This window comes from Nonomuraea deserti (assembly GCF_004348685.1).
Lineage (GTDB): Bacteria > Actinomycetota > Actinomycetes > Streptosporangiales > Streptosporangiaceae > Nonomuraea > Nonomuraea deserti.
Map to the genome: position 1 here is coordinate 1 of NZ_SMKO01000210.1, position 18,252 is coordinate 18,252.

Below are 18,252 nucleotides of genomic sequence, written 5' to 3' on the forward strand. Positions count from 1 at the left end.
GGGCGGGAGGCGCCGCCGGTGGTGTCGGCGCGGTCGGTGCGCAGGCTGGCCGAGCGCACGCGGCCGGACGTGATCCTCGTGGCCTGCACGGGCCCGGTGGTGGACGTGCTGGTCTCCGAGGTGTTCGCGGGGCTGAGGCCGAGGCCCGTGTTCGTCAGCGGGCTGCCGGGCATCTCGGTGCCGGCCACGGAGAAGGCGTGGGTGTTCCGCAGCGGCTGCGACCTGTTCGTGGTGCACAGCGAGCGGGAGGTGGCCGAGTTCCGCGACATCGCCGGCCGGCTCGGCGGGGGAGGGGCGGTCGGCCTGGCCAGGCTGCCGTTCCTGCGTGCCGATGCCGTGGCCGGGGGCGGGAACCGGATCGTGTTCGCCACCCAGGCCAAGGTGCCGCGCCCGCGCGAGGAGCGCGAGCGCGTCCTGCTGGCGCTCGCCGAGCTCGCCGGCCGGCGGCCGGAGCTCGACGTGGTGGTCAAGCTGCGCGCCCTAGAGGACGAGCGGCAGACGCACAACGAGCGCCACCACTACCAGCGGTTGTGGCGGGAGATGGGCGAGCCCGGGCGGCTCGCCTTCGCCGCCGGGTCGATGCACGACCAGCTCACGCGGGCGGCCGGGTTCGTCACGGTGAGCTCGACGGCGGCGCTGGAGGCGATCGCGCTGGGCGTACCTTCGCTGGTGCTGAGCGACTTCGGCGTCAGCGCCGAGATGATCAACCTGGTGTTCGAGGGCAGCGGCCTGCTGGGCACGCTGGACGACCTGGCCAAGGGCGACTTCCGCACCGCCTCGGCCGAGTGGTGCGCGGCCAACTACTTCCACCCGCCGGAGCGCAACGCCTGGGCGGGGCTGCTGGCCGGGCTGGTGAGCGACCGGCCGGGGACACCCGCCCGGTCGCTGCTGGACGGGCCCGAGCACGCCGCCGCCCGGCGCAAGGCCCGGCTGCGGGTGGAGGTGCATCCCACGATGTTGCGAGCGGGCTACCGCGCCAAGCGCCGCGTGCGCCGCTACCTGAAGGCCCTCTCATGAACGCCGCGCGTGAGGAGAGGTCAGATCGCTGATCTGATCTTCCTGCGCAGTCTGGTCAGCGCGCCGGACCTGGCGGGCGGGGCCACCAGGTCCAGCGCCTCGAGCCGCCTGCGCTTGAAGTAGCGGGCGTCGAACGCGATGCCGTCCGGACGCAGCTGCGGATAGGTGTCGGCCTGCATGCAGTAGCCCACGGTCCGTACGAGGCCGGGCAGGTCCACGGCGGGCGGCCGTTCGATCTCGCCCTCCGCCGACAGCCGGGGCAGCAGCGCGTCCACGATCGTGACCGGGATCCTGTTGCTGTTCTCGTACGGCGCCAGCCGCTCCAGCACCATGCCGGTGCCGTACGACGCGACCTGCAGCCCGAAGTAGCGCTGCGCGGTCACCAGCCCGGTGGAGAAGCAGCCCACGACCAGCTCGGGCCGCAGCGCCGCGAAGCACACCTCGGCGGGCACGCTCTCGGCGGCCACCGACAGGTCCACCCCCAGAGGCCCGGCCGCGGCCCGCAGGAGCCTGGCGTGCCGGCGCCCGGCGGCCGGGTGCGGTTTGAACACGACGTCGGTGCAGCCGCGGGCGGCCAGCGCCGCCAGCATCGTCTCGTGCAGCGCGGCCTCCTCCTCCGGTGTGACGATCTCCAGCGCCGACAGGTACTGGCCGAGGATCATCGCCTGTCCCGCGGGCGGTCCTGGCGCGGTGGCGGCCACCTCGTCCAGCACCGACAGGAAGCGCTCGCCGGGCAGGATCTCGGGCGCGACGCCGTACTCGCTGAGCAGCAGCGGCGTCAGGCCCGGCACGAGGTCCAGGTGGAGCAGCCGCCCGACGCGGCGGAAGATCTCGGCGGGCAGCGGGTCGCGGGTCGGACCGTAGCTCATCAACCCGTCGGAGTAGACGGTGATCGGGCAGTCGCGCACCAGTCCCGCGATCGTGCGGGCGGGCGGCACCGCGATCGACTCCACCACCAGCTCCTCGACCCCGTCCAGCCCCCAGTGGGAGCGGATGAGGCGCTCCATCATGGGCACCTCGATGACCCGCGCCCGCCAGTCGGACGGATGCAAGGGGGCGATGAGCTCGTTCCACGAGACGACCTCGTCGAAGCGGCCGCGCAGCGGCGCGAAGCCGGGCGTCCCGTCGAGCGGCGTCGCCACCTCGGGCACGGCCGCGTTGTTCGACACCACGAGCACGCGCCGGCCGTCGCCGAACCGGCCGTCGTCGATGGCGGCGGCCAGCGACATCGCCCCGAACAACGTCGAGGCGTAGAAGACCTTCACGGGGACTCCTCCCGGTCACGGCGGACCCGGCTGTGCGGGCTGGGGGGCAGGCCGGGCACCAGGGCCCGCAGCAGCGCCTCGCGGTCGCAGGCCATCCCGGCCACCGACTCCGCCACGAGCTCCGGGGGCAGCGCGCCCACCATCTCCGCGCCGCGCTCCTCGAAGCGGGCGCGCAGCTCGGGCGCGAGACGGTCGCCGATGTCCAGGTGGTGGGCCAGCAGCGCGCAGAAGTTCCGCACCGCCTTGGGCAGGAACTCCGGCTCCACGTCCTTGAAGACCAGCTCGAACGCGTCGAAGAAGTGCAGCTGGCGCTCGTCGCCCACCTGCGTCAGCGACCCGGAGACCAGGCGCCGGTAGAACACGCCGGCCAGCGACACCACCGCGAACGTGGCGGCCTCCCTGTGCAGCCGCCAGATCCACGGACGGTCCTCGGCGGTGTGCAGCGAGCCGGGGAAGTGGAGCAGGTCGCCCAGGGAGCGCCGGTAGACCCCGGCCCACGCGTACGGGTAGTCCACCATGGTCCGGACCCCCGCGGGCATGATGGCGCCGCGCGCCTCGAGCACCGAGCCCCTCGGGGCGGCCAGCGGGGCCCGGTGCACGACCCGCTTGCGGCCCTCGACCTGGACATGGTCGGTGCGGACGAAGTCGCACCCGAGCCCGTCGACGGCCTCGACCAGTTGCGCCAGGTAGCCGGGGGCCAGCCAGTCGTCGCCGTCCAGGAACGTGACGTACCGGCCCGACGCGGCCGACAGCCCCGTGTTGCGCGCGTCGGCCAGCCCCGCGGGAGCGCGGTTGCGCACCAGGCTCAGCCCGGGCAGGTCGAGGAGGAAGTCCTCCACGATGTCGCCCGTGGCGTCCTCGGACCCGTCGTCCACGACGATGAACTCGAAGTCGTGCCGGGCGTTACGGCAGAGCGAGGCGAGCGCGTCGGCGATGAACCGCTCGCCGTCCCGCACGGGCACGACGACGGAGAGAGTGATCACGTACGGATCTCCTGATGGGGGACGGTCAGACGGTCACCCGGCGCAGGCGGGCCTTGGGGGCCTCCTCGCCGGGGAAGACGCGCTTGACGCCGTCGCCCATGGCCTGCTCGATGACGCGGATGTCGCGTACGAGGTGCTCCAGGCCCGCCGGCTCCAGCGAGGCGGCGTGGTCGGAGCCCCACATGGTCCTGTCGAGCGTGATGTGCCGCTCGACGCAGACCGCGCCGAGCGTCACGGCGGCCAGCGAGATCTGCAGCCCGCGCTCGTGCCCGGAGTAGCCGACGGGCACGCCGTAGCGCTCCTTGAGCGTGGTGATCGTGCGCAGGTTCGCCTCCTCGGGAGGCAGCGGGTACGTGGACGTCGCGTGCATCATGATCAGCTTCTCGGTGCCGAGGATCTCGACGGCCCGGTCGATCTCCGGCAGCGTCGACATGCCGGTCGACAGGATGACCGGCTTGCCGGTGGCGGCCAGGACGCGCAGCAGCTCGTGGTCGGCGACGCTCGCCGAGGCCACCTTGTGCGCCAGGACGTCCATCTCCTCCAGGAACTCCACCGACGGCACGTCCCATGGGGAGGCGAACCAGTGCAGCCCCCGCTCGTCGCAGTATTTCGCGATCTGGCGGTACTCGTCGTGGCCGAACTCGGTCCGCTCCTTGTACTCCAGGTACGTCATCTCGCCCCACGGCGTCTGCCGGACCTGGCCCTTCTGCTCCTCGGGCACGCAGATCGCCGGAGTGCGCTTCTGGAACTTGACCGCCTGGCAGCCCGCGTCGGCGGCCACGTCGATGAGGCGGCGGGCGATGTCGAGGTCGCCGTTGTGGTTGATGCCGATCTCGCCGATCACGTAGACGGGCTCGCCGTCGCCGACCAGCACGTCGCCGATCGCCACCGGGCCGAGCCTGCGCTCCGTCCTCGCCTCGGCGACGGGGGGCGCGGGGCGGGCGGCCACGACCCGGTCGCACAGCTCGCGCACCGCCCCCGACCCGCCGGGCCTGGTCAGCACCACGCGGGCGGCGGCGCGCACGCGCGGGTGCGCGTCGGGCGTCGCGACGGGCCAGCCGACCTCGGCCATCGGGCCCAGGTCGTTGACGTCGTTGCCGACGTAGGCGACCCTGGCCGGGTCGAGGCCCTCGATGTCGAGCCAGTCGCGCAGCACGGTGCGCTTGTCGGCGAGCCCCTGCAGCACGGGCACGCCCAGCTTGCGGGCGCGGGCGGCCACCACCGGGTTGCGCTCGGTCGACATCACCAGCACCTTCACACCCGACCGCCTCAGCAGCGACACGCCCATCCCGTCGGAGCGGCTGACCAGCACCATCTCCCGGCCCTCGGAGTCGACGTAGGCACGGTCGTCGGTGTGCACGCCGTCGAAGTCGGTGATGACCGCGTCGACGTCGATCGGCTCCGGCTCGTCGAGGAACGGGGCCAGCGCGCGGACCAGTTCGAGGTCCTCGGGGTCGTCGACCTCGATGGCGTGCTGCGGCGGCACCGGCTGCACGGTGACCTGTCCGAAGAAGCGGTGGCCGCGCTCGCGCAGGCCGGCGGTGCGCATGACGTAGAAGGCGCCGTTCTCGCGGAACTGGGGCTCGCGGTCCTGGCGGCGCGGTCTGACGGCGGGGTCGTGGTTGACGCCCCCGCCGGTGGCCGTCCAGAGGAACTCGTGCGTCGGCAGCCCCGACACGACCGAGTCGGCCTGGCCGGCCAGCACCTTGCGCACCGCCGCCGACAGGTCGGCGGGATCGATGAACGCGCTCGTGCACTGCACGAGCACCACGACCTCGGGGTCGGCGCCGAGGGCGTCGAGCGCGTGCAGCACCGCCGACTCGCTGGAGGCGGTCGAGCCGCTCAGCTCCTCGGGCCGGTCGACCACGGTCGCCCCCGCCTGCCTGGCGGTCTCGGCGATGCCCGCGTGGTCGGTGCTGACCACGACCTCGTCCACGAGTTCGGCGCGCAGGCACGCCCGCACGGCGCGGGTGACCAGGGGCACGCCCCCGACCAGGGCGAGGTTCTTCAAGGGAACGCCCGCCGAACCTCCGCGGGCGGGAACTACGGCCAGGACTCGCACGGTGGGTCTCCTCGGTACGTCGGATTGCACCCAGAAGCTAGAAGGCCGGGTTGAACGGCCAGCGTCACCGTCATTAACTTTCCATGGGGATCCGGTAGAGCAACTCTGGCCGGCCCACTCCGCCGTACCGCGGTTCGCGGGCGGCCACGCCCAGCTCCACCAGGTGTTCCAGGTAGCGGCGCGCCCTGAGGGCGCTCAGCACGCGGTCCACGTCGCCCTGCCCGATCGCCAGGCCGGCCTCCTCCTTGAACCGGGCGTGACGCGTGAGCTTCTCCAGCGGTGTCGCGTAGGTGAACGGCTTGAGCAGGTACTGGGAGATGCCGAGCGACACCGTGGCGGGCATCGGGGTGCCGACCGGCTACTCCTTCAACCTCGACGGCACCGCCGTCTACCTGACCATGGTCACGCTTTCATCGCCACGGCCACGGGCTCGCCGCTGGAGCTCGGCGAGCAGGTGGCGCTGCTGGTGTTCATGATGATCGCGTCGAAGGGGGCCGCGGGCGTGACCGGCGCCGGTCTGGCCACGCTGCTGGACGAGGCCGAGCCGCAGGAGACCGGGGCCGGGCGCGAGATGACGACGGTCTAGTCAGGGCGCGGGGTGAGGGAACGCCGTCACCGCACGAGCGGGAGCCGCAGGACGAACCTCGCCCCGCCCGGGCGGTCCTCGACGGCGATCCGGCCGCCGTGCGCCATCGCCACGTCCCGGGCGATGGCCAGGCCCAGCCCGGTGCCGCCCGCGTCACGGCTGCGGGCCGCGTCCAGGCGGGTGAAGCGTTCGAAGATGCGCTCGCGGTCCTCCACGGCTATCTCCATCCCGTCGTTCTCGACGGCCAGCACCGCCATGCCGTCCGCGCGGGAGACCGTGACCAGGACCCGGGACTCGGCGTGCCGCTGGGCGTTGTCCAGCAGGTTCGTCAGCACCCTGCCGAGCTGGACGCGTACCCCTTCGACCACCACCCCCTCCTCCAGCTCCACCTGGACGGGCACCTTGTCGGAGCGGGTGGACAGCTCCTGGCGCACCAGCACGGCCAGGTCGACGCACTCCTTGGCGGAGTCCACCTGGGATCCGATCCTGGCCAGGAGCAGCAGGTCGGTGATGATGGCCTCCAGACGGTCGGTGTCGCGCAGGCTGCCGCTCACCAGCGATTCGACGTCGGTGTCCTCCGGGTACAGCTGGGCGCTTTCGAGCTGGGCGCGCAGCCCGGCGATGGGGGTGCGCAGCTCGTGCGAGGCGTCGGAGGCGAACTGGCGTTGCTGCTCGGCGGAGCGCTCCAGCCGGGCCAGCGTGTTGTTGACCGACCGGGCCAGCTGGGCCAGCTCGTCGTCGCCCGGCGGCTGCGATACCCGGTGGCTCAGATCGCCGGCGCGGACGGCGTCCAGCTCGGCTCGCATGATCGCCACCGGGCGCAGCGCCTTCCCCGTGACCAGCCACGTGGTCCACGAGGCCAGCGCGATCAGGACCGCGACCTGGACGAAGACGATCACTTCGAGAACGCGGGTGTCGAGCACGTCGGGGGCCCTGCGGCCGGCGTACACGACGGGGGAGTCGTCGAAGATGGTCACCCGTACCGCCGACAGATGCACGCACTCGCTGGGCAGGCAGTTCGTGGTGCTGATGTCCTGGGTCTCCTGCGTGGGGCGCACGTCGCTGAGCGGCGGCAGGTTCCTGGCCGCGTCGCTCGTGGCGAGGATCTGCCCGCTGGGGCCGATGACCTGGATCAGGTCGACCGACGGGTTGACCACCGGGATGGCGGCGCCCGCGGGCAGCGCGCCGCCGCGCATCTCGGCGGCGATGCGCTCGGCGGTGTCCCTCGTCGACTGGAAGACGCTCGCCTCGATGACGGACCTGGCCACCACGATGCCGACGATGGCGAGGGGGATGAACACGAGGGCGGCAACGGCCGTCGCGATGAGGGTCACGCGTCCGCGCAGGGACCTGGCCCACCAGGGTGCCATCCCCCGAGGTTACCGAGCGTGATTGCCGCTGTATGTCGGGTCAGGACAAAGATTCACCCAACCGTGGAGCGCTGGAGCCAGACCGTGGTGTCCGGCGGCACGGACCCGTCGCCCGGCAGCGGCCCGCTCGACAGCAGCACCTCGCCCGTCACGTCGGGACGCACCGGCTCCTCGCCCGTGTTGACCACCACGACCAGGCCGGGGTCGCGCTCGATGGCCAGCACGTCCTCGGGGGAGTCGAGCCACGTGAGCGTCCCGCCGCCGAGCGCCGGGTGCTCCTTGCGGATCCGCAGGGCGGCCCGGTAGAGGTTCAGCGTGGAGCCGGGGTCGTCCTCCTGGGCCTGCGCCGACAGCGCCGCCCACGAGGCGGGGATCGGCAACCACGGGTCGGTCCAGCCCATGCCTGCCGAGCGGGTCCACGGGATGGGCACCCGGCAGCCGTCGCGGCTGTCGCCGCGGCGCAGGAACGCCGGGTCCTGGCGCAGCTCGTCCGGCAGGTCGAGCACCTCGGGCAGGCCCAGCTCCTCGCCGTTGTAGAGGTAGGCCGAGCCGGGCAGGGCCAGCATGAGCAGGGTGGCCGCCCGGGCGCGGGCCGGTCCGCCGTGGCGGGTGACGTGGCGCGGCTTGTCGTGGTTGGACAGCACCCACGTGGTGGGCGCCCCGACCGTCTCCGCCTCCTTCAGCGACTTCTCGATGACCGTACGGAACGACTTGGCGTGGAAGTCGGCCAGCATGAAGTCGAAGTTGAACGCCTGGTGCAGCTCGTCCGGGCCGATGTAGCGGGCCAGCCGCTCCGGCGAGGACACCCACGCCTCGGCCACCGCCATCCGGCCGCCCGGGTAGGAGTCGAGAATCGGCCGCCACTCGCGGTAGATGTCGTGCACGCCGTCCTGGTCGAAGTACGGCACCTGCTCCCCGCCCAGCATTTCGGCCTGGCGACCGTCCTTCGCCCCCACGTCGGGCAGCCCGGCGGCCTTGACCATGCCGTGCGCGACGTCGATGCGGAAGCCGTCCACGCCGCGGTCGAGCCAGAACCGCAGGATGTCGCGGAACTCGGCGCGCACCTCCGGGTTCTCCCAGTTGAGGTCGGGCTGCTCGGGAGCGAACAGGTGGAGGTACCACTGCCCGTCCTCGACCTGGGTCCAGGCGGGGCCGCCGAAGATCGACTCCCAGTCGTTGGGCCGATCGCGGAAGATGTAGCGGTCGCGCAGCCCGGCCTGGAACCACGGGTGCCGGTCGGAGGAGTGGTTCGGGACGAGGTCCGCGATGACCCTGATGCCGGCCTCGTGCGCGTCGGCGACGAGCGCGTCGAAGTCGCCGAGCGAGCCGAACATGGGGTCCACGTCCCGGTAGTCGGCCACGTCGTAGCCGCCGTCGGCCATCGGGGAGGTGTAGAAGGGGCTCAGCCAGATGGCGTCCACGCCCAGGCGCGCGAGGTAGGGCAGCCGGCCGCGCACGCCTTCGAGGTCGCCGACGCCGTCGCCGTCGGAGTCGGCGAAGCTGCGGGGATACACCTGGTACACGACGGCGTCACGCCACCAGTCGTCGTTGCCGAGCATGTCTGTCCTTCCCCCGGGATGTCCCGAGATGTCGGGATGGTCTGGTGAAGGATGCCGCGATCGTTCTCCGGCGGTCAAGTGCAACTTGCGGAAAGTTGCAAGGATCACCGTCTCCCGCTGGAGCGGCCGGTCAGGAGGTCAGAGTGGGTGCGGATCGGACCGTACGGTTGCGCAAGTTCTTGCGGTTCTGGCCGAGCCGCCACGAGGGCCGGGGATGTGAACGAGCGTGTGGCGTCCCGCCCCGTGATCACGCTACGGTGGCCTCTGCCGTGGTCAGTGTGTCAACTAGATAGTGGTGTGCTCGCATGAGGGTGTTGCCCGTAGCCGTCATCGTTTCGCTCCTGCCGGCCGCGCCGGCCGTGGCTCAGGCCCACGCGGGAACGACGTACTACGTCGACTCCCGGTCGGGCGACGACGCGGCCGCCGGCACCAGCGCGAGCACCGCGTGGAAGTCGCTCGACCACGCGATCTCCGGCCTCGAGCCGGGCGACACCGTCAGCGTCAGGCGCGGCAGCGGCTTCACCGGGCCCATCACCCTCACCTCCAGCGGCACTAAGGCCCAGCCGATCACCATCACGACGCACGGCTCCGGAGCCAAGCCGAAGATCAGCGGCTCCGACGGCGACTGCGTCGTGGTCAAGGGCGATCACTGGCGCATCAGCGGCCTGCGGGCCTCCGCCTGCCGCTGGGCCGGGTTCCGGCTCGACGGCGACTACAACGAGCTGATCGGCGTGCAGGCCGACAAGAACATCGCCGGGGCCTTCGTCACGCCCTCCGGCGCCCGCAACACCATCCGCGACAGCGTCTTCACCGACAACAACCGGATGAGCGTCAACAACGAGGGCGGCGACAACGACTCCGGCGCCTTCGGCGTGCTGCTCAACGGCGACGACAACGTGGTGACCCGCAACACCATCACCGGCAGCTTCGCCAAGAGCAAGGACTACGGCACCGACGGCGCCGCCGTCGAGGTCTTCGGCGGCGACCGCAACCGCGTCACCCACAACACCGCCAGGAACAACGAGACGTTCACGGAGCTCGGCGCCAAGAAGGGCAAGACCGCCACCGGCAACGTGTTCGCCTTCAACGTCGTCACCTCCTCGCGCAAGCGCGGCTCCTTCCTCATCACCCGCGGTCCCCGCCACATCGTCGGGCCGGTCAAGGGCACGGTCGCCGTGCACAACTCGGTCTACCTGCCGGCCAGGGACACCGTCGGCTGGTCCTGCCACGACGGCTGCGCGCCGTCCATCCTGAAGCTGCGCAACAACGTGATCGTCGTCGGCGGCGAGACCGGCTTCGAGGACGGCAAGGGCGCCGACGAGGGCGGCAGCGTGTACAAGGGCCGCAAGACCAGGTTCAAGCTGGGCCCGAAGTCGGTCATGGCCGACCCGCAGTTCACCTCCCGCACCGACCTGCGCCTCGGCGCCGGCTCCCCGGCGCTCGGCCGCGGCATCGCCCTGCCCCCTTCCTGGTACGGCGGCAAGGCCTTCGCCAAGGACATGAAGGGCAAGGCGCTGACCGGTTCGCCCGACGCGGGGGCGTACCAGCGCTGACCCGCTGCCACCGTCCGCCGGGTCTAGAGTGAGCCATGTGCTGCACGATGTTCGCGGGCCTCTGGTGAGGCAGCTCGCCGAGTCCGACGCTCCCCGCCGCTACTGGCACATGGGTGACGAGGACGGGCGGGCCTGGTTGTTCGAGAGCGTCGAGGGCGACGGCGAGCACTGGGCGGTCAGGCAGGTGGAGGTGGGCGCCGACCGGGCGGCCCGCCGCTACTGGTGGCGGCGGCTGCAGGACGACGACGGCTTCCTGACCGACCAGCCGCTGGAGATCTGGGAGCTGACCGAGATCACCGCGGCGGCCTTCGAGGCCGTCTGGGCCGCCGCCGGCTGAGCCCGCGCGCCTACCGGGCGGAATAGCTCGCCAAGCCGTTGATCATCAGGTGGACGGCCGTGTCGAAGGTGCGGGCGGTCTCGTCGGGGTCGTCCGGCACGTGGCCCTGGACCTCGGTGGTGATCAGCCCCGTGACGAACGCGTGCAGCACGTCGCTCGTCCGGCGCAGCTCGGGCTCCGGCACCCCGGCCTGCCGCAGGATGCGGTAGAGGGTGGCCCAGATCACCAGCGTCCTGTCCTCGATGATCTCCGGGTGGGCGTGCAGATGGGTCCACATGGCCGGGTGGCTGCGCGCGTGCCGGTAGTAGGCCACGGCCAGCGCTCTCAGCTGGTCCTGCCATGGAGTGCCGTCGTCCGGCGGGATGCGCACGCGCTGCTGGATCGTGGCGCAGATCAGCCTGATCAGCGCGTCCTTGCTCGCCACGTGGTGGTAGAGCGACATCGGGTTGACGTTGAGCTCGGCCGCCAGCTTGCGCATGGACAACCCCTCCACGCCGCCCTCGTCAATCAGGCGCAGTGCCGTGGAGCTGATCTCTTCCAGTGTCAGGGGTGTCCCTCTGCGCGCGCTCACAGCCATACGCCGTATGGTAGCGTCCGCCATACGGTGTATGGCTAATCAAGGGAGCTCTCATGGCACGCATCCCCGCGCCGCCGGGCCTGCCCGTCGTGGGCAACACGCTGCAGATCCCCTCGCACTCGCCGGTGGAGCACTTCGTCAAGGTCGCCTCCCGGTACGAGGAGGGCATCTTCCAGCTCGAGATCGCCGGTCGCACGGTCGTCCTGGTGTACGACCCTGACCTGGTCGCGGAGGTGTGCGACGAGAGCCGGTTCGTCAAGCGCATCAACCCGCCGCTGTCGATCGTGCGCGACTTCGCCGGCGACGGGCTGTTCACCGCCGACCGGGACGAGCCCGTCTGGGGGCAGGCGCACCGCATCCTGATGCCGGCCTTCAGCCAGCGCTCGATGAAGGCGTACTACCCGCAGATGCTCGAGGTCGCCGAGCAGCTCGTCGCGTCGTGGGCCGTCCGCCAGGGGGAGGACCTGCCCGTCGCCGACGACATGACCCGGCTCACCCTGGACACGATCTCGCTCACCGGGTTCGGCTACCGTTTCCACTCGTTCGACTCGCCCGAGCTGCACCCGTTCCTCAAGGCCATGGGCGGCGCGCTGACCGAGGCCATGCTGCGCAACCAGCAGCTCCCGTTCGTCACCAAGCTGCAGCGCAAACGTGAGGTGGCCTACCGCCGCGACATCGCCACCATGCAGGAGCTCGTCGACGACGTGATCAGGCAGCGCCGCGCCGAAGGCTCGACCGGCTCGAAGGACCTGCTCGGGCTCATGCTGGAGGCGTCCGACCCGCGAAGCGGCGCCCGCCTGTCCGACGAGAACATCCGCAACCAGGTCCTCACCTTCCTGATCGCCGGGCACGAGACGACCAGCGGCCTGCTCTCCTTCGCGCTGTACAACCTGCTGCGCGAGCCCCACACCCTGGCCCGCGCGTACGACGAGGTGGACCGGCTGCTGCCGGACGACGAGCCGCCCTCCTACGAGACGATCATGAAGCTCGACGTGATCCCCCGCATCCTGGAGGAGACGCTGCGCGTCTGGTCGCCGATCCCGCTGTTCGGGGTGAGCCCGATGGAGAACACCACGATCGGCGACTATGCCCTGCCCGAGGGCGCCAGGACCGGCGTGCTGCTGCCGGCGTTGCACCGCCACCCCAAGGCGTGGGATCGGCCCGCCGAGTTCGACATCGACCGCTGGCTGCCCGACCAGAAGAAGGAGCACCACCCGGCGGCGTACAAGCCCTTCGGCAACGGCGAGCGGGCCTGCATCGGCCGCCAGTTCGCGCTCACCGAGGCCAGGCTCGCCCTCGCGCTGATCCTGCGGCGGTTCGCCGTGTCCGACCCGAGCGTCTACCGCATGAAGATCAAGCAGATGCTCACCCTCAAGCCGGACGGCTTCACGCTCAGGGTCCGCGAGCGCCGCGCCCACGAGCGGGCGGTCGTGGCCGTGCCGGAGGCGCGGGAGAGCGAGCAGCAGGAGATCGCCGTCACCGGCGTCCCCCTCACCGTCGCGTACGGCTCCAACCTCGGCACCAGCGCCGACATCGCCGAACGCCTGGCCGAGCGGGCCGGGCGAGCCGGGTTCGCCACCACGCTGACGGCGCTGGACGAGCTGACGCCGCCGGGCGAGGGCCTGCTCGTCGTGGTCGCCTCCTCCTACAACGGCAAGGCCCCCGACAACGCCCAGCGCTTCGACGCCCTGGAGTCGCTGCCCGACATGTCCGGGGTGCGGCTGGCCGTGCTGGGCTGCGGCAACACGCAGTGGCCCACCTACCAGGAGTTCCCCAAGCGGGCGTACGAGAAGCTGGCGGCGGCGGGCGCCGTGCCGCTGATCGAGCGCGGCGAGGCCGACACGGACGGCGACTTCGACGGTGCCGTGTCGGCGTGGACGGCCCGGCTGTGGGAGGCGCTGGCCGAGGAGTACAGCGCGCCCACCGCGGGCGTGGGCCCCCGCTACGAGATGGAGGTGCTCAGCGAGACCGAGGTCCGGCCTGCGGTCGTGTCCGAGCGGGCCTTCCCGCTGACCGTCGTCTTCACCGGGGAGCTGACCGGCGACCCCGCCGGGCTCTGGGACTTCTCGATCGAGGCGCCCCGCCCCGGCGTGCGCTCCATCGTGGCCAGGCTGCCCGAGGGCGTCACCTACACGGCCGGCGACCACGTGGCCGTCTTCGCCAAGAACGACCCCGAGCTGGTGGAGTGGGCGCTGGGCCGCCTGCGCGTCCCCCGGGACCAGGTGGTACGGCTGCGCGCCGCCGGAGCCACCCACCTGCCCGTCGGCACGCCGGTCACGGCGGGCCTGCTGCTGACCGAGTTCGCCGAGCTGCAGGAGGTGGCCACCAGGTCCGACCTGGAGGCGCTGGCCGCGCACACCGCCTGCCCGTGGACCCGCGGCCAGATCGCCGAGCTGACCGCGAACTACGCCGACGAGATCCTCGCCAAGCGGGTCTCCCCGCTGGCCCTGCTCGACCGCTTCCCGGCGATCGAGCTGCCGCTCCCCGCGTTCCTGGAGATGGCCGGGCCGATCAGGCCGCGCTACTACTCGGTCTCCTCCTCGCCGCTGGCCGAGCCCGGCCTCGTCCGGCTCACCGTCGGCCTGGTCGAGGGGCCCGCCTGGTCCGGCTCCGGCACCTACCACGGCATGTGCTCGGCCTACCTGGCCGGGCTGAAGGAGGGTGACGTCTTCTACGGATACGTCCGGGTCCCCGCGCCGCCGTTCCGGCTGCCCGCGGACCCGGCCACTCCGGTGATCCTCGTCGGCCCCGGCACCGGGTTCGCGCCGCTGCGCGGCTTCCTGGAGGAGCGGGCGCTGACCTGTGCGACCGGCCGGGCCGCTGTGTTCACCGGCTGCCGCCATCCGGACCACGACCAGCTGTACGCGGGCGAGCTGGCCGCCTGGGCGGCGTCGGACGCGGTGACCGTGCACGCCGCGTACTCCGCCGTGCCGGGGCATCCGCACCGGTTCGTGCAGGACGCCATCGCCGCGCGCGCGGACGAGGTGTGGGAGCTGCTGGAGCAGGGCGCCCACGTCTACGTCTGCGGCGACGGCCTGCGGATGGCGCCGGCCGTGCGGCAGGCGCTGCTGGACGTCCACCACCGGGCGACCGGCCGCGACGGCGCGGCGTGGCTGGCGGGGCTGGAGGCGGACGGGCGCTACCAGCAGGACGTCTTCGCCTGATCCCGCGAGGCCCTGGTCAGCAGAACGTGGTGTCCAGGGCCTTCTGCAGGGCGTCGGCGGGGGTCGTCCCGCTGTAGGGGTTGCCCGACACCACGAGCGTGCGGCCGTCGTCCGAGCGCAGCGCGTACGTGATGTAGCCGAAGACGCCGCCGCTGTGGCCGTGGACGCTCTTGCCGCACGTCAGGTCGAACCTCTGCAGGCCGAGCCCGTAACCCATGCCTTCGGCCGCCGGCCGCGTGGTGCGCATCTGCTTGAGCGCGGACCTGCTGGTCAGCTTCCCGCCCAGCAGGGCGTCGAGAAAGCGGGACAGGTCGGCCGTGGTCGAGATCATCTCGCCCGCGCCGTATTCCAGGGACGGGTTGATGCGGGTGGCGTCCACCATCTTGCCCTTGTGGACGGCGTAGCCATGGGCGTGCGGCCGGGGCATCGACTGGCGGTGCCCCGGCAGGGAGGTGTGGGTCATGCGGAGGGGCCGCAGGATCCTGGTGGTGATCGCGTCGGCGTACGAGCCGCCTGTCAGCTTCTCGATCAGCATGGCGGCCACCACGTAGTTCGTGTTGGAGTAACGCCAGCCCTCGCCCGGCTTGAAGTACGGCGGCTTGGACAGCCCGACCGCCAGCAGCTCCTCCGGCGTCTGGTCGTAGCGCGTCTCGACCGGCCGGAAGTCGCGCAGCGACCAGCCGGGGATGCCCGCGCCGGCGTAGTCGAACAGCCCGCTGGTGTGGTTGAGCACCTGCCGCACCGTGATCGGGCTGCCCTCGGGCAACGCGCCGGGCAGGTGCTCGGCCACCGGGTCGTCGAGCGACAGCTTGCCCTCGTCGGCGAGTTGCAGCACGACGGTGGCCACGAACGTCTTGGTCACGCTGCCGATGCGGAAATGGCCTTCGGGGTCGGCCGGCCTGCGCGAGACCACGTCGCGGTATCCGGCGGCGGCCGTCCATTCCTTGCCCTTGTCGCTGACCCGGACCAGGGCCGCCGACAGCGCCTTGGCCTTCACCAGGTTGTCGAGCTGCCGTTCTAGGGATTCGAAGCGGTCGTCCGCGGGTGCGAGCGTAGTCAGGACGAGCGAAAGAGCGGCTATCTTCAGGGAAATCATGGGGACGACTGTAGAAATCAGGGGAGGACCCGGCCATGCGGTCCGCCATACGATGACCTGCGGAAAACCGCAACATGCTTTATCGACAATCCGGACTCAACGCTGCATGCTGGGATATAAACCGCAGCATGTGCGACACATCCGTGGAACATGCTCGACATCACTCCACGGCACTGTGGGAGCCTCTGGAAAGGGGGGCGCGATGCTGCTGCGACTGAGGGTGTCTCTTCCGGACAGGCCGGGCGGCCTGGGGCAGGTCGCCAAGGCGCTGGGGGCGCTGGGAGCCGACATCCTGCAGGTCGTTGTGCTCGAGCGCGAGTGCGGCCGCGCCGTGGACGACTTCACCGTCTCCTGGCCCGGCCCGATCAGCCCGAGCGAGGCGAGCGAGCGGCTGTCCTCCATGCCCGGCGTGCGCGTGGAAGGGGTCTGGCAGACCAAGGAGATGCCGGGATCCGCCCCCGACTACGACCTGTTGATGCACGTCGCGGCCGAGCCCGCACGAGGGTTCGCCACGCTGGTGGACGCGCTGCCCGGGCTGTGCGGGGCGGAATGGTCGGTGGCCGTGGCCGACGGCGCCGTGCGGCACGCCTCGCTGGCCGCCCCCGCCGAGTTCGACCCACCCGAGCGCCCGCCGCGGGCCATCACCGTCGACGCCCGCGAGCTGCGGCTGATGTTGCTCCCGGTGGTCACCCAGGGCCTGCACGTGGTGGTCGCCAGGGCCGGCGGGCCGGTGTTCCACCGCGCCGAGGTCGAACGCGCCGCGCGCATCGTGGACGTGGTCGCCACGCTCGCCGCCCGGCACACGTCCGTACGCGCGGGTCATTGACCGGGCGATCACCTCGTCACTAACGTGATCGGTGCGAACAGGAGCCGCCCTTGACCGTTCACGAGCCCAGCATCGGCCGCTACTACGAGGACTTCACCGTCGGGGACGTCTACCAGCACCCCATGGGCCGCACGATCAGCGAGGCCGACAACACCTGGTTCACGCTCCTGACCATGAACACCAACCAGAACCACTTCAACGCCCACTTCGCCGCCAGGGCGCCCACCGGCAGGATCATCGTGAACTCCGGCCTGACCGTGGCCATCGTGCTCGGTCTCTCCGTCATCGACGTCAGCCAGACCGCGATCATGAACCTCGGCTGGGAGGACATCCGGCTCACCCACCCGGTGTTCGCGGGCGACACCCTCTACGCCGAGTCGAAGGTCACCGCGAAACGCGAGTCGAGATCGCGCCCGTACGCGGGCATCGTCACCTGCTACACGCGCGGGCTCAACCAGGACGGCGACGAGATCATGTCGTGGACGCGCACCGTCATGGTCTACAAGCGCGACGCGCCGCACGACAAGGACTACTTCCCGCAGGCCAGGACCGGCCCGCTCTGACGGCCCCTAGCGGCCCCTTCGACGGCCCCTTAGACGGATCGAGAGAGCCATGGACTTCGAGCTGACGGACGAGCAGAAGGCGTTCCGCGAGACCCTGCGGGCGTTCGTGGAGAAGGAGATCCTGCCGGTGGCCACCGAGTGGGAGCACTCCGGCCGGTACCCGGCCGAGATCATCGGCAAGATGAAGCAGATGGGGCTGTTCGGCCTCAGCGTCCCCGAGGAGTACGGCGGGATGGGCGCCGACATGGTGTCGTTCGCCCTGGTCTTCGAGGAGATCGCGCGCGGCTGGATGGGCGTGGCGGGCACCATCGGCTCCCATTCACTGGCCTGCTGGATGATCGCCCGCCACGGCACCGAGGAGCAGAAGAGCCGCCACCTGGCCGACCTGGCCGGCGGCGTCCGCCGCACCGCGATCGCGCTCACCGAGCCGGGCGCGGGCACCGACCTGCAGGGCATTCAGACGCGCGCCGTACGCGACGGCGACCACTACGTCGTGACCGGCACCAAGACGTGGATCACCAACGCCCGCCACGCCGACCCGCTGCCCGTGCTCGTCAAGACCTCGATCGAGGAGCCCGCCCACAGGGGCATGTCGGTGCTGCTCGTCGACCCTTCCGCAGAGGGCTTCAGCGTCAGCCGGGACCTGCCCAAGCTCGGCTACAAGGGCACCGAGACGTGCGAGGTGGTGCTCGACGCGGTGCGCGTGCCGGTGTCCTGCCTGCTCGGAGGCGTCGAAGGGCGAGGGATGCAGCAGGTGCTCGGCGGGCTGGAGATCGGCCGCATCAACATCGCGGCCCGCGCCGTCGGCGTCGCCCAGGCGGCCTACGACGCGGCGCTCTCCTACGCCCGGGAGCGCACGGCCTTCGGGCAGCCGATCGCGGACTTCCAGGCCATCCAGCTCAAGCTCGCCGACATGGCCACCGAGATCCAGGCCGCCCGCCTGCTCACCTACTGGTCGGCCGCGCGGGCCGACAGGGGGGAGCGGGTGGACATGGAGGCGGGGATGGCGAAGTACTTCGCCTCGGAGGTGGCGCTGAAGGCCTCGCTGGAGGCGATGCGGATCCACGGCGGATACGGCTACTCCCAGGAGTTCGTGGTCGAGCGGCTCTACCGGGACGCGCCGCTGATGGCCATCGGGGAGGGCACCAACGACATCCAGCGCATGGTGATCGCCCGCGCGCTCGTTTCCGGAAAGGGCCGCCTCGGCTGGTGACGCGGGAGGCGTTCCGAGGGGTGCGAACCCCGTACGGGACCGCATCACTTGGCCCGATACGGGTATGTTGGTGCGGGTGTC

General features: G+C 71.5%; 16 protein-coding genes. 8 read left to right on the forward strand and 8 right to left on the reverse strand.

From position 1 onward, the window contains the following. Window positions 1-1,017 (forward strand): DUF6716 putative glycosyltransferase (locus tag E1292_RS42915; protein WP_132605243.1); only part of this gene is annotated, 1,017 nt, incomplete at its 5' end. 20 nt (window positions 1,018-1,037) lie between these two features. Here E1292_RS42915 and E1292_RS42920 read toward each other — a convergent pair. The 4 genes from E1292_RS42920 to E1292_RS42935 form a co-directional block, all read right to left on the reverse strand. Beyond that, window positions 1,038-2,282 (reverse strand): polysialyltransferase family glycosyltransferase, encoded by a 1,245-nt coding sequence (locus E1292_RS42920; protein ID WP_220447334.1) that lies wholly within the window; start codon window positions 2,280-2,282, stop codon window positions 1,038-1,040. Continuing rightward, window positions 2,279-3,265 (reverse strand): glycosyltransferase family 2 protein, encoded by a 987-nt coding sequence (locus tag E1292_RS42925; protein WP_132605245.1) that lies wholly within the window; start codon window positions 3,263-3,265, stop codon window positions 2,279-2,281. Before E1292_RS42925 ends, E1292_RS42920 begins: the two co-directional genes overlap by 4 nt. A 25-nt stretch (window positions 3,266-3,290) precedes the next feature. After that, on the reverse strand, window positions 3,291-5,327 hold the full coding sequence (locus E1292_RS42930; protein WP_132605247.1) for an N-acetylneuraminate synthase family protein: 2,037 nt from the start codon (window positions 5,325-5,327) through the stop codon (window positions 3,291-3,293). A gap of 73 nt (window positions 5,328-5,400) precedes the next feature. Next, the gene (locus E1292_RS42935) at window positions 5,401-5,670 is read right to left on the reverse strand and encodes a response regulator (protein WP_181958393.1); all 270 of its coding nucleotides are present in this window, start codon (window positions 5,668-5,670) and stop codon (window positions 5,401-5,403) included. Window positions 5,671-5,781: 111 nt separating this feature from the next. On the opposite strand from E1292_RS42935, the gene E1292_RS55280 reads away from it, so the two are divergent. Beyond that, window positions 5,782-5,913 carry a hypothetical protein gene (locus E1292_RS55280; protein WP_281284138.1) on the forward strand — a complete coding sequence of 44 codons (132 nt, stop codon included), beginning with the start codon at window positions 5,782-5,784 and terminating at the stop codon, window positions 5,911-5,913. 26 nt (window positions 5,914-5,939) lie between these two features. Here the strand turns inward: E1292_RS55280 and E1292_RS42945 are convergent, their stop codons facing one another. Both E1292_RS42945 and E1292_RS42950 read right to left on the reverse strand, forming a co-directional pair. Further along, window positions 5,940-7,283, reverse strand: a complete 1,344-nt coding sequence (locus tag E1292_RS42945; RefSeq protein WP_132605249.1) for a sensor histidine kinase — start codon at window positions 7,281-7,283, stop codon at window positions 5,940-5,942. Between the two features lie 53 nt (window positions 7,284-7,336). Further along, window positions 7,337-8,842 (reverse strand): glycoside hydrolase family 13 protein, encoded by a 1,506-nt coding sequence (locus E1292_RS42950; RefSeq protein ID WP_132605251.1) that lies wholly within the window; start codon window positions 8,840-8,842, stop codon window positions 7,337-7,339. A 305-nt stretch (window positions 8,843-9,147) separates the two neighbouring features. Here E1292_RS42950 and E1292_RS42955 point away from each other — a divergent pair, with 305 nt between their 5' ends. Continuing rightward, window positions 9,148-10,395 (forward strand): right-handed parallel beta-helix repeat-containing protein, encoded by a 1,248-nt coding sequence (locus E1292_RS42955; protein ID WP_246090731.1) that lies wholly within the window; start codon window positions 9,148-9,150, stop codon window positions 10,393-10,395. 37 nt (window positions 10,396-10,432) lie between these two features. Beyond that, window positions 10,433-10,732, forward strand: coding sequence for a hypothetical protein (locus E1292_RS42960; protein ID WP_132605253.1), 300 nt, complete (start codon window positions 10,433-10,435; stop codon window positions 10,730-10,732). A 10-nt stretch (window positions 10,733-10,742) separates the two neighbouring features. Here the strand turns inward: E1292_RS42960 and E1292_RS42965 are convergent, their stop codons facing one another. Next, complete coding sequence (locus tag E1292_RS42965; RefSeq protein ID WP_165975030.1) at window positions 10,743-11,309, reverse strand: TetR/AcrR family transcriptional regulator; 567 nt, start codon at window positions 11,307-11,309, stop codon at window positions 10,743-10,745. 53 nt (window positions 11,310-11,362) lie between these two features. On the opposite strand from E1292_RS42965, the gene E1292_RS42970 reads away from it, so the two are divergent. Next, window positions 11,363-14,473: a bifunctional cytochrome P450/NADPH--P450 reductase gene (locus E1292_RS42970; protein WP_132605257.1), complete on the forward strand. Its 3,111-nt coding sequence runs from the start codon at window positions 11,363-11,365 to the stop codon at window positions 14,471-14,473. 16 nt (window positions 14,474-14,489) lie between these two features. Here E1292_RS42970 and E1292_RS42975 read toward each other — a convergent pair whose 3' ends face one another. After that, on the reverse strand, window positions 14,490-15,569 hold the full coding sequence (locus E1292_RS42975; protein WP_132605259.1) for a serine hydrolase domain-containing protein: 1,080 nt from the start codon (window positions 15,567-15,569) through the stop codon (window positions 14,490-14,492). A gap of 202 nt (window positions 15,570-15,771) precedes the next feature. Between E1292_RS42975 and E1292_RS42980 the strand changes: the two genes are divergently transcribed. The 3 genes from E1292_RS42980 to E1292_RS42990 are packed head-to-tail and all read left to right on the forward strand — an operon-like array spanning window position 15,772 to window position 18,171. Beyond that, window positions 15,772-16,395 (forward strand): ACT domain-containing protein, encoded by a 624-nt coding sequence (locus tag E1292_RS42980; protein ID WP_132605261.1) that lies wholly within the window; start codon window positions 15,772-15,774, stop codon window positions 16,393-16,395. 50 nt (window positions 16,396-16,445) lie between these two features. Beyond that, window positions 16,446-16,958, forward strand: a complete 513-nt coding sequence (locus E1292_RS42985; protein ID WP_132605263.1) for a MaoC family dehydratase — start codon at window positions 16,446-16,448, stop codon at window positions 16,956-16,958. A 49-nt stretch (window positions 16,959-17,007) separates the two neighbouring features. Continuing rightward, entirely contained in the window at window positions 17,008-18,171 is a 1,164-nt protein-coding gene (locus E1292_RS42990) for an acyl-CoA dehydrogenase family protein (protein WP_132605265.1), read from the forward strand. The last annotated feature ends 81 nt before the right edge of the window (window positions 18,172-18,252 follow it).

Bases quoted from the DNA above. Each gene is read 5' to 3' on its own strand.
- E1292_RS42935 (WP_181958393.1), bottom strand. From the start codon at position 5,670: ATGCCCGCCACGGTGTCGCTCGGCATCTCCCAGTACCTGCTCAAGCCG.
- E1292_RS42945 (WP_132605249.1), bottom strand. From the start codon at position 7,283: ATGGCACCCTGGTGGGCCAGGTCCCTGCGCGGACGCGTGACCCTCATC.
- E1292_RS42950 (WP_132605251.1), bottom strand. From the start codon at position 8,842: ATGCTCGGCAACGACGACTGGTGGCGTGACGCCGTCGTGTACCAGGTG.
- E1292_RS42955 (WP_246090731.1), top strand. From the start codon at position 9,148: ATGAGGGTGTTGCCCGTAGCCGTCATCGTTTCGCTCCTGCCGGCCGCG.
- E1292_RS42965 (WP_165975030.1), bottom strand. From the start codon at position 11,309: ATGGCTGTGAGCGCGCGCAGAGGGACACCCCTGACACTGGAAGAGATC.
- E1292_RS42970 (WP_132605257.1), top strand. From the start codon at position 11,363: ATGGCACGCATCCCCGCGCCGCCGGGCCTGCCCGTCGTGGGCAACACG.
- E1292_RS42975 (WP_132605259.1), bottom strand. From the start codon at position 15,569: ATGATTTCCCTGAAGATAGCCGCTCTTTCGCTCGTCCTGACTACGCTC.
- E1292_RS42980 (WP_132605261.1), top strand. From the start codon at position 15,772: ATGCTGCTGCGACTGAGGGTGTCTCTTCCGGACAGGCCGGGCGGCCTG.
- E1292_RS42990 (WP_132605265.1), top strand. From the start codon at position 17,008: ATGGACTTCGAGCTGACGGACGAGCAGAAGGCGTTCCGCGAGACCCTG.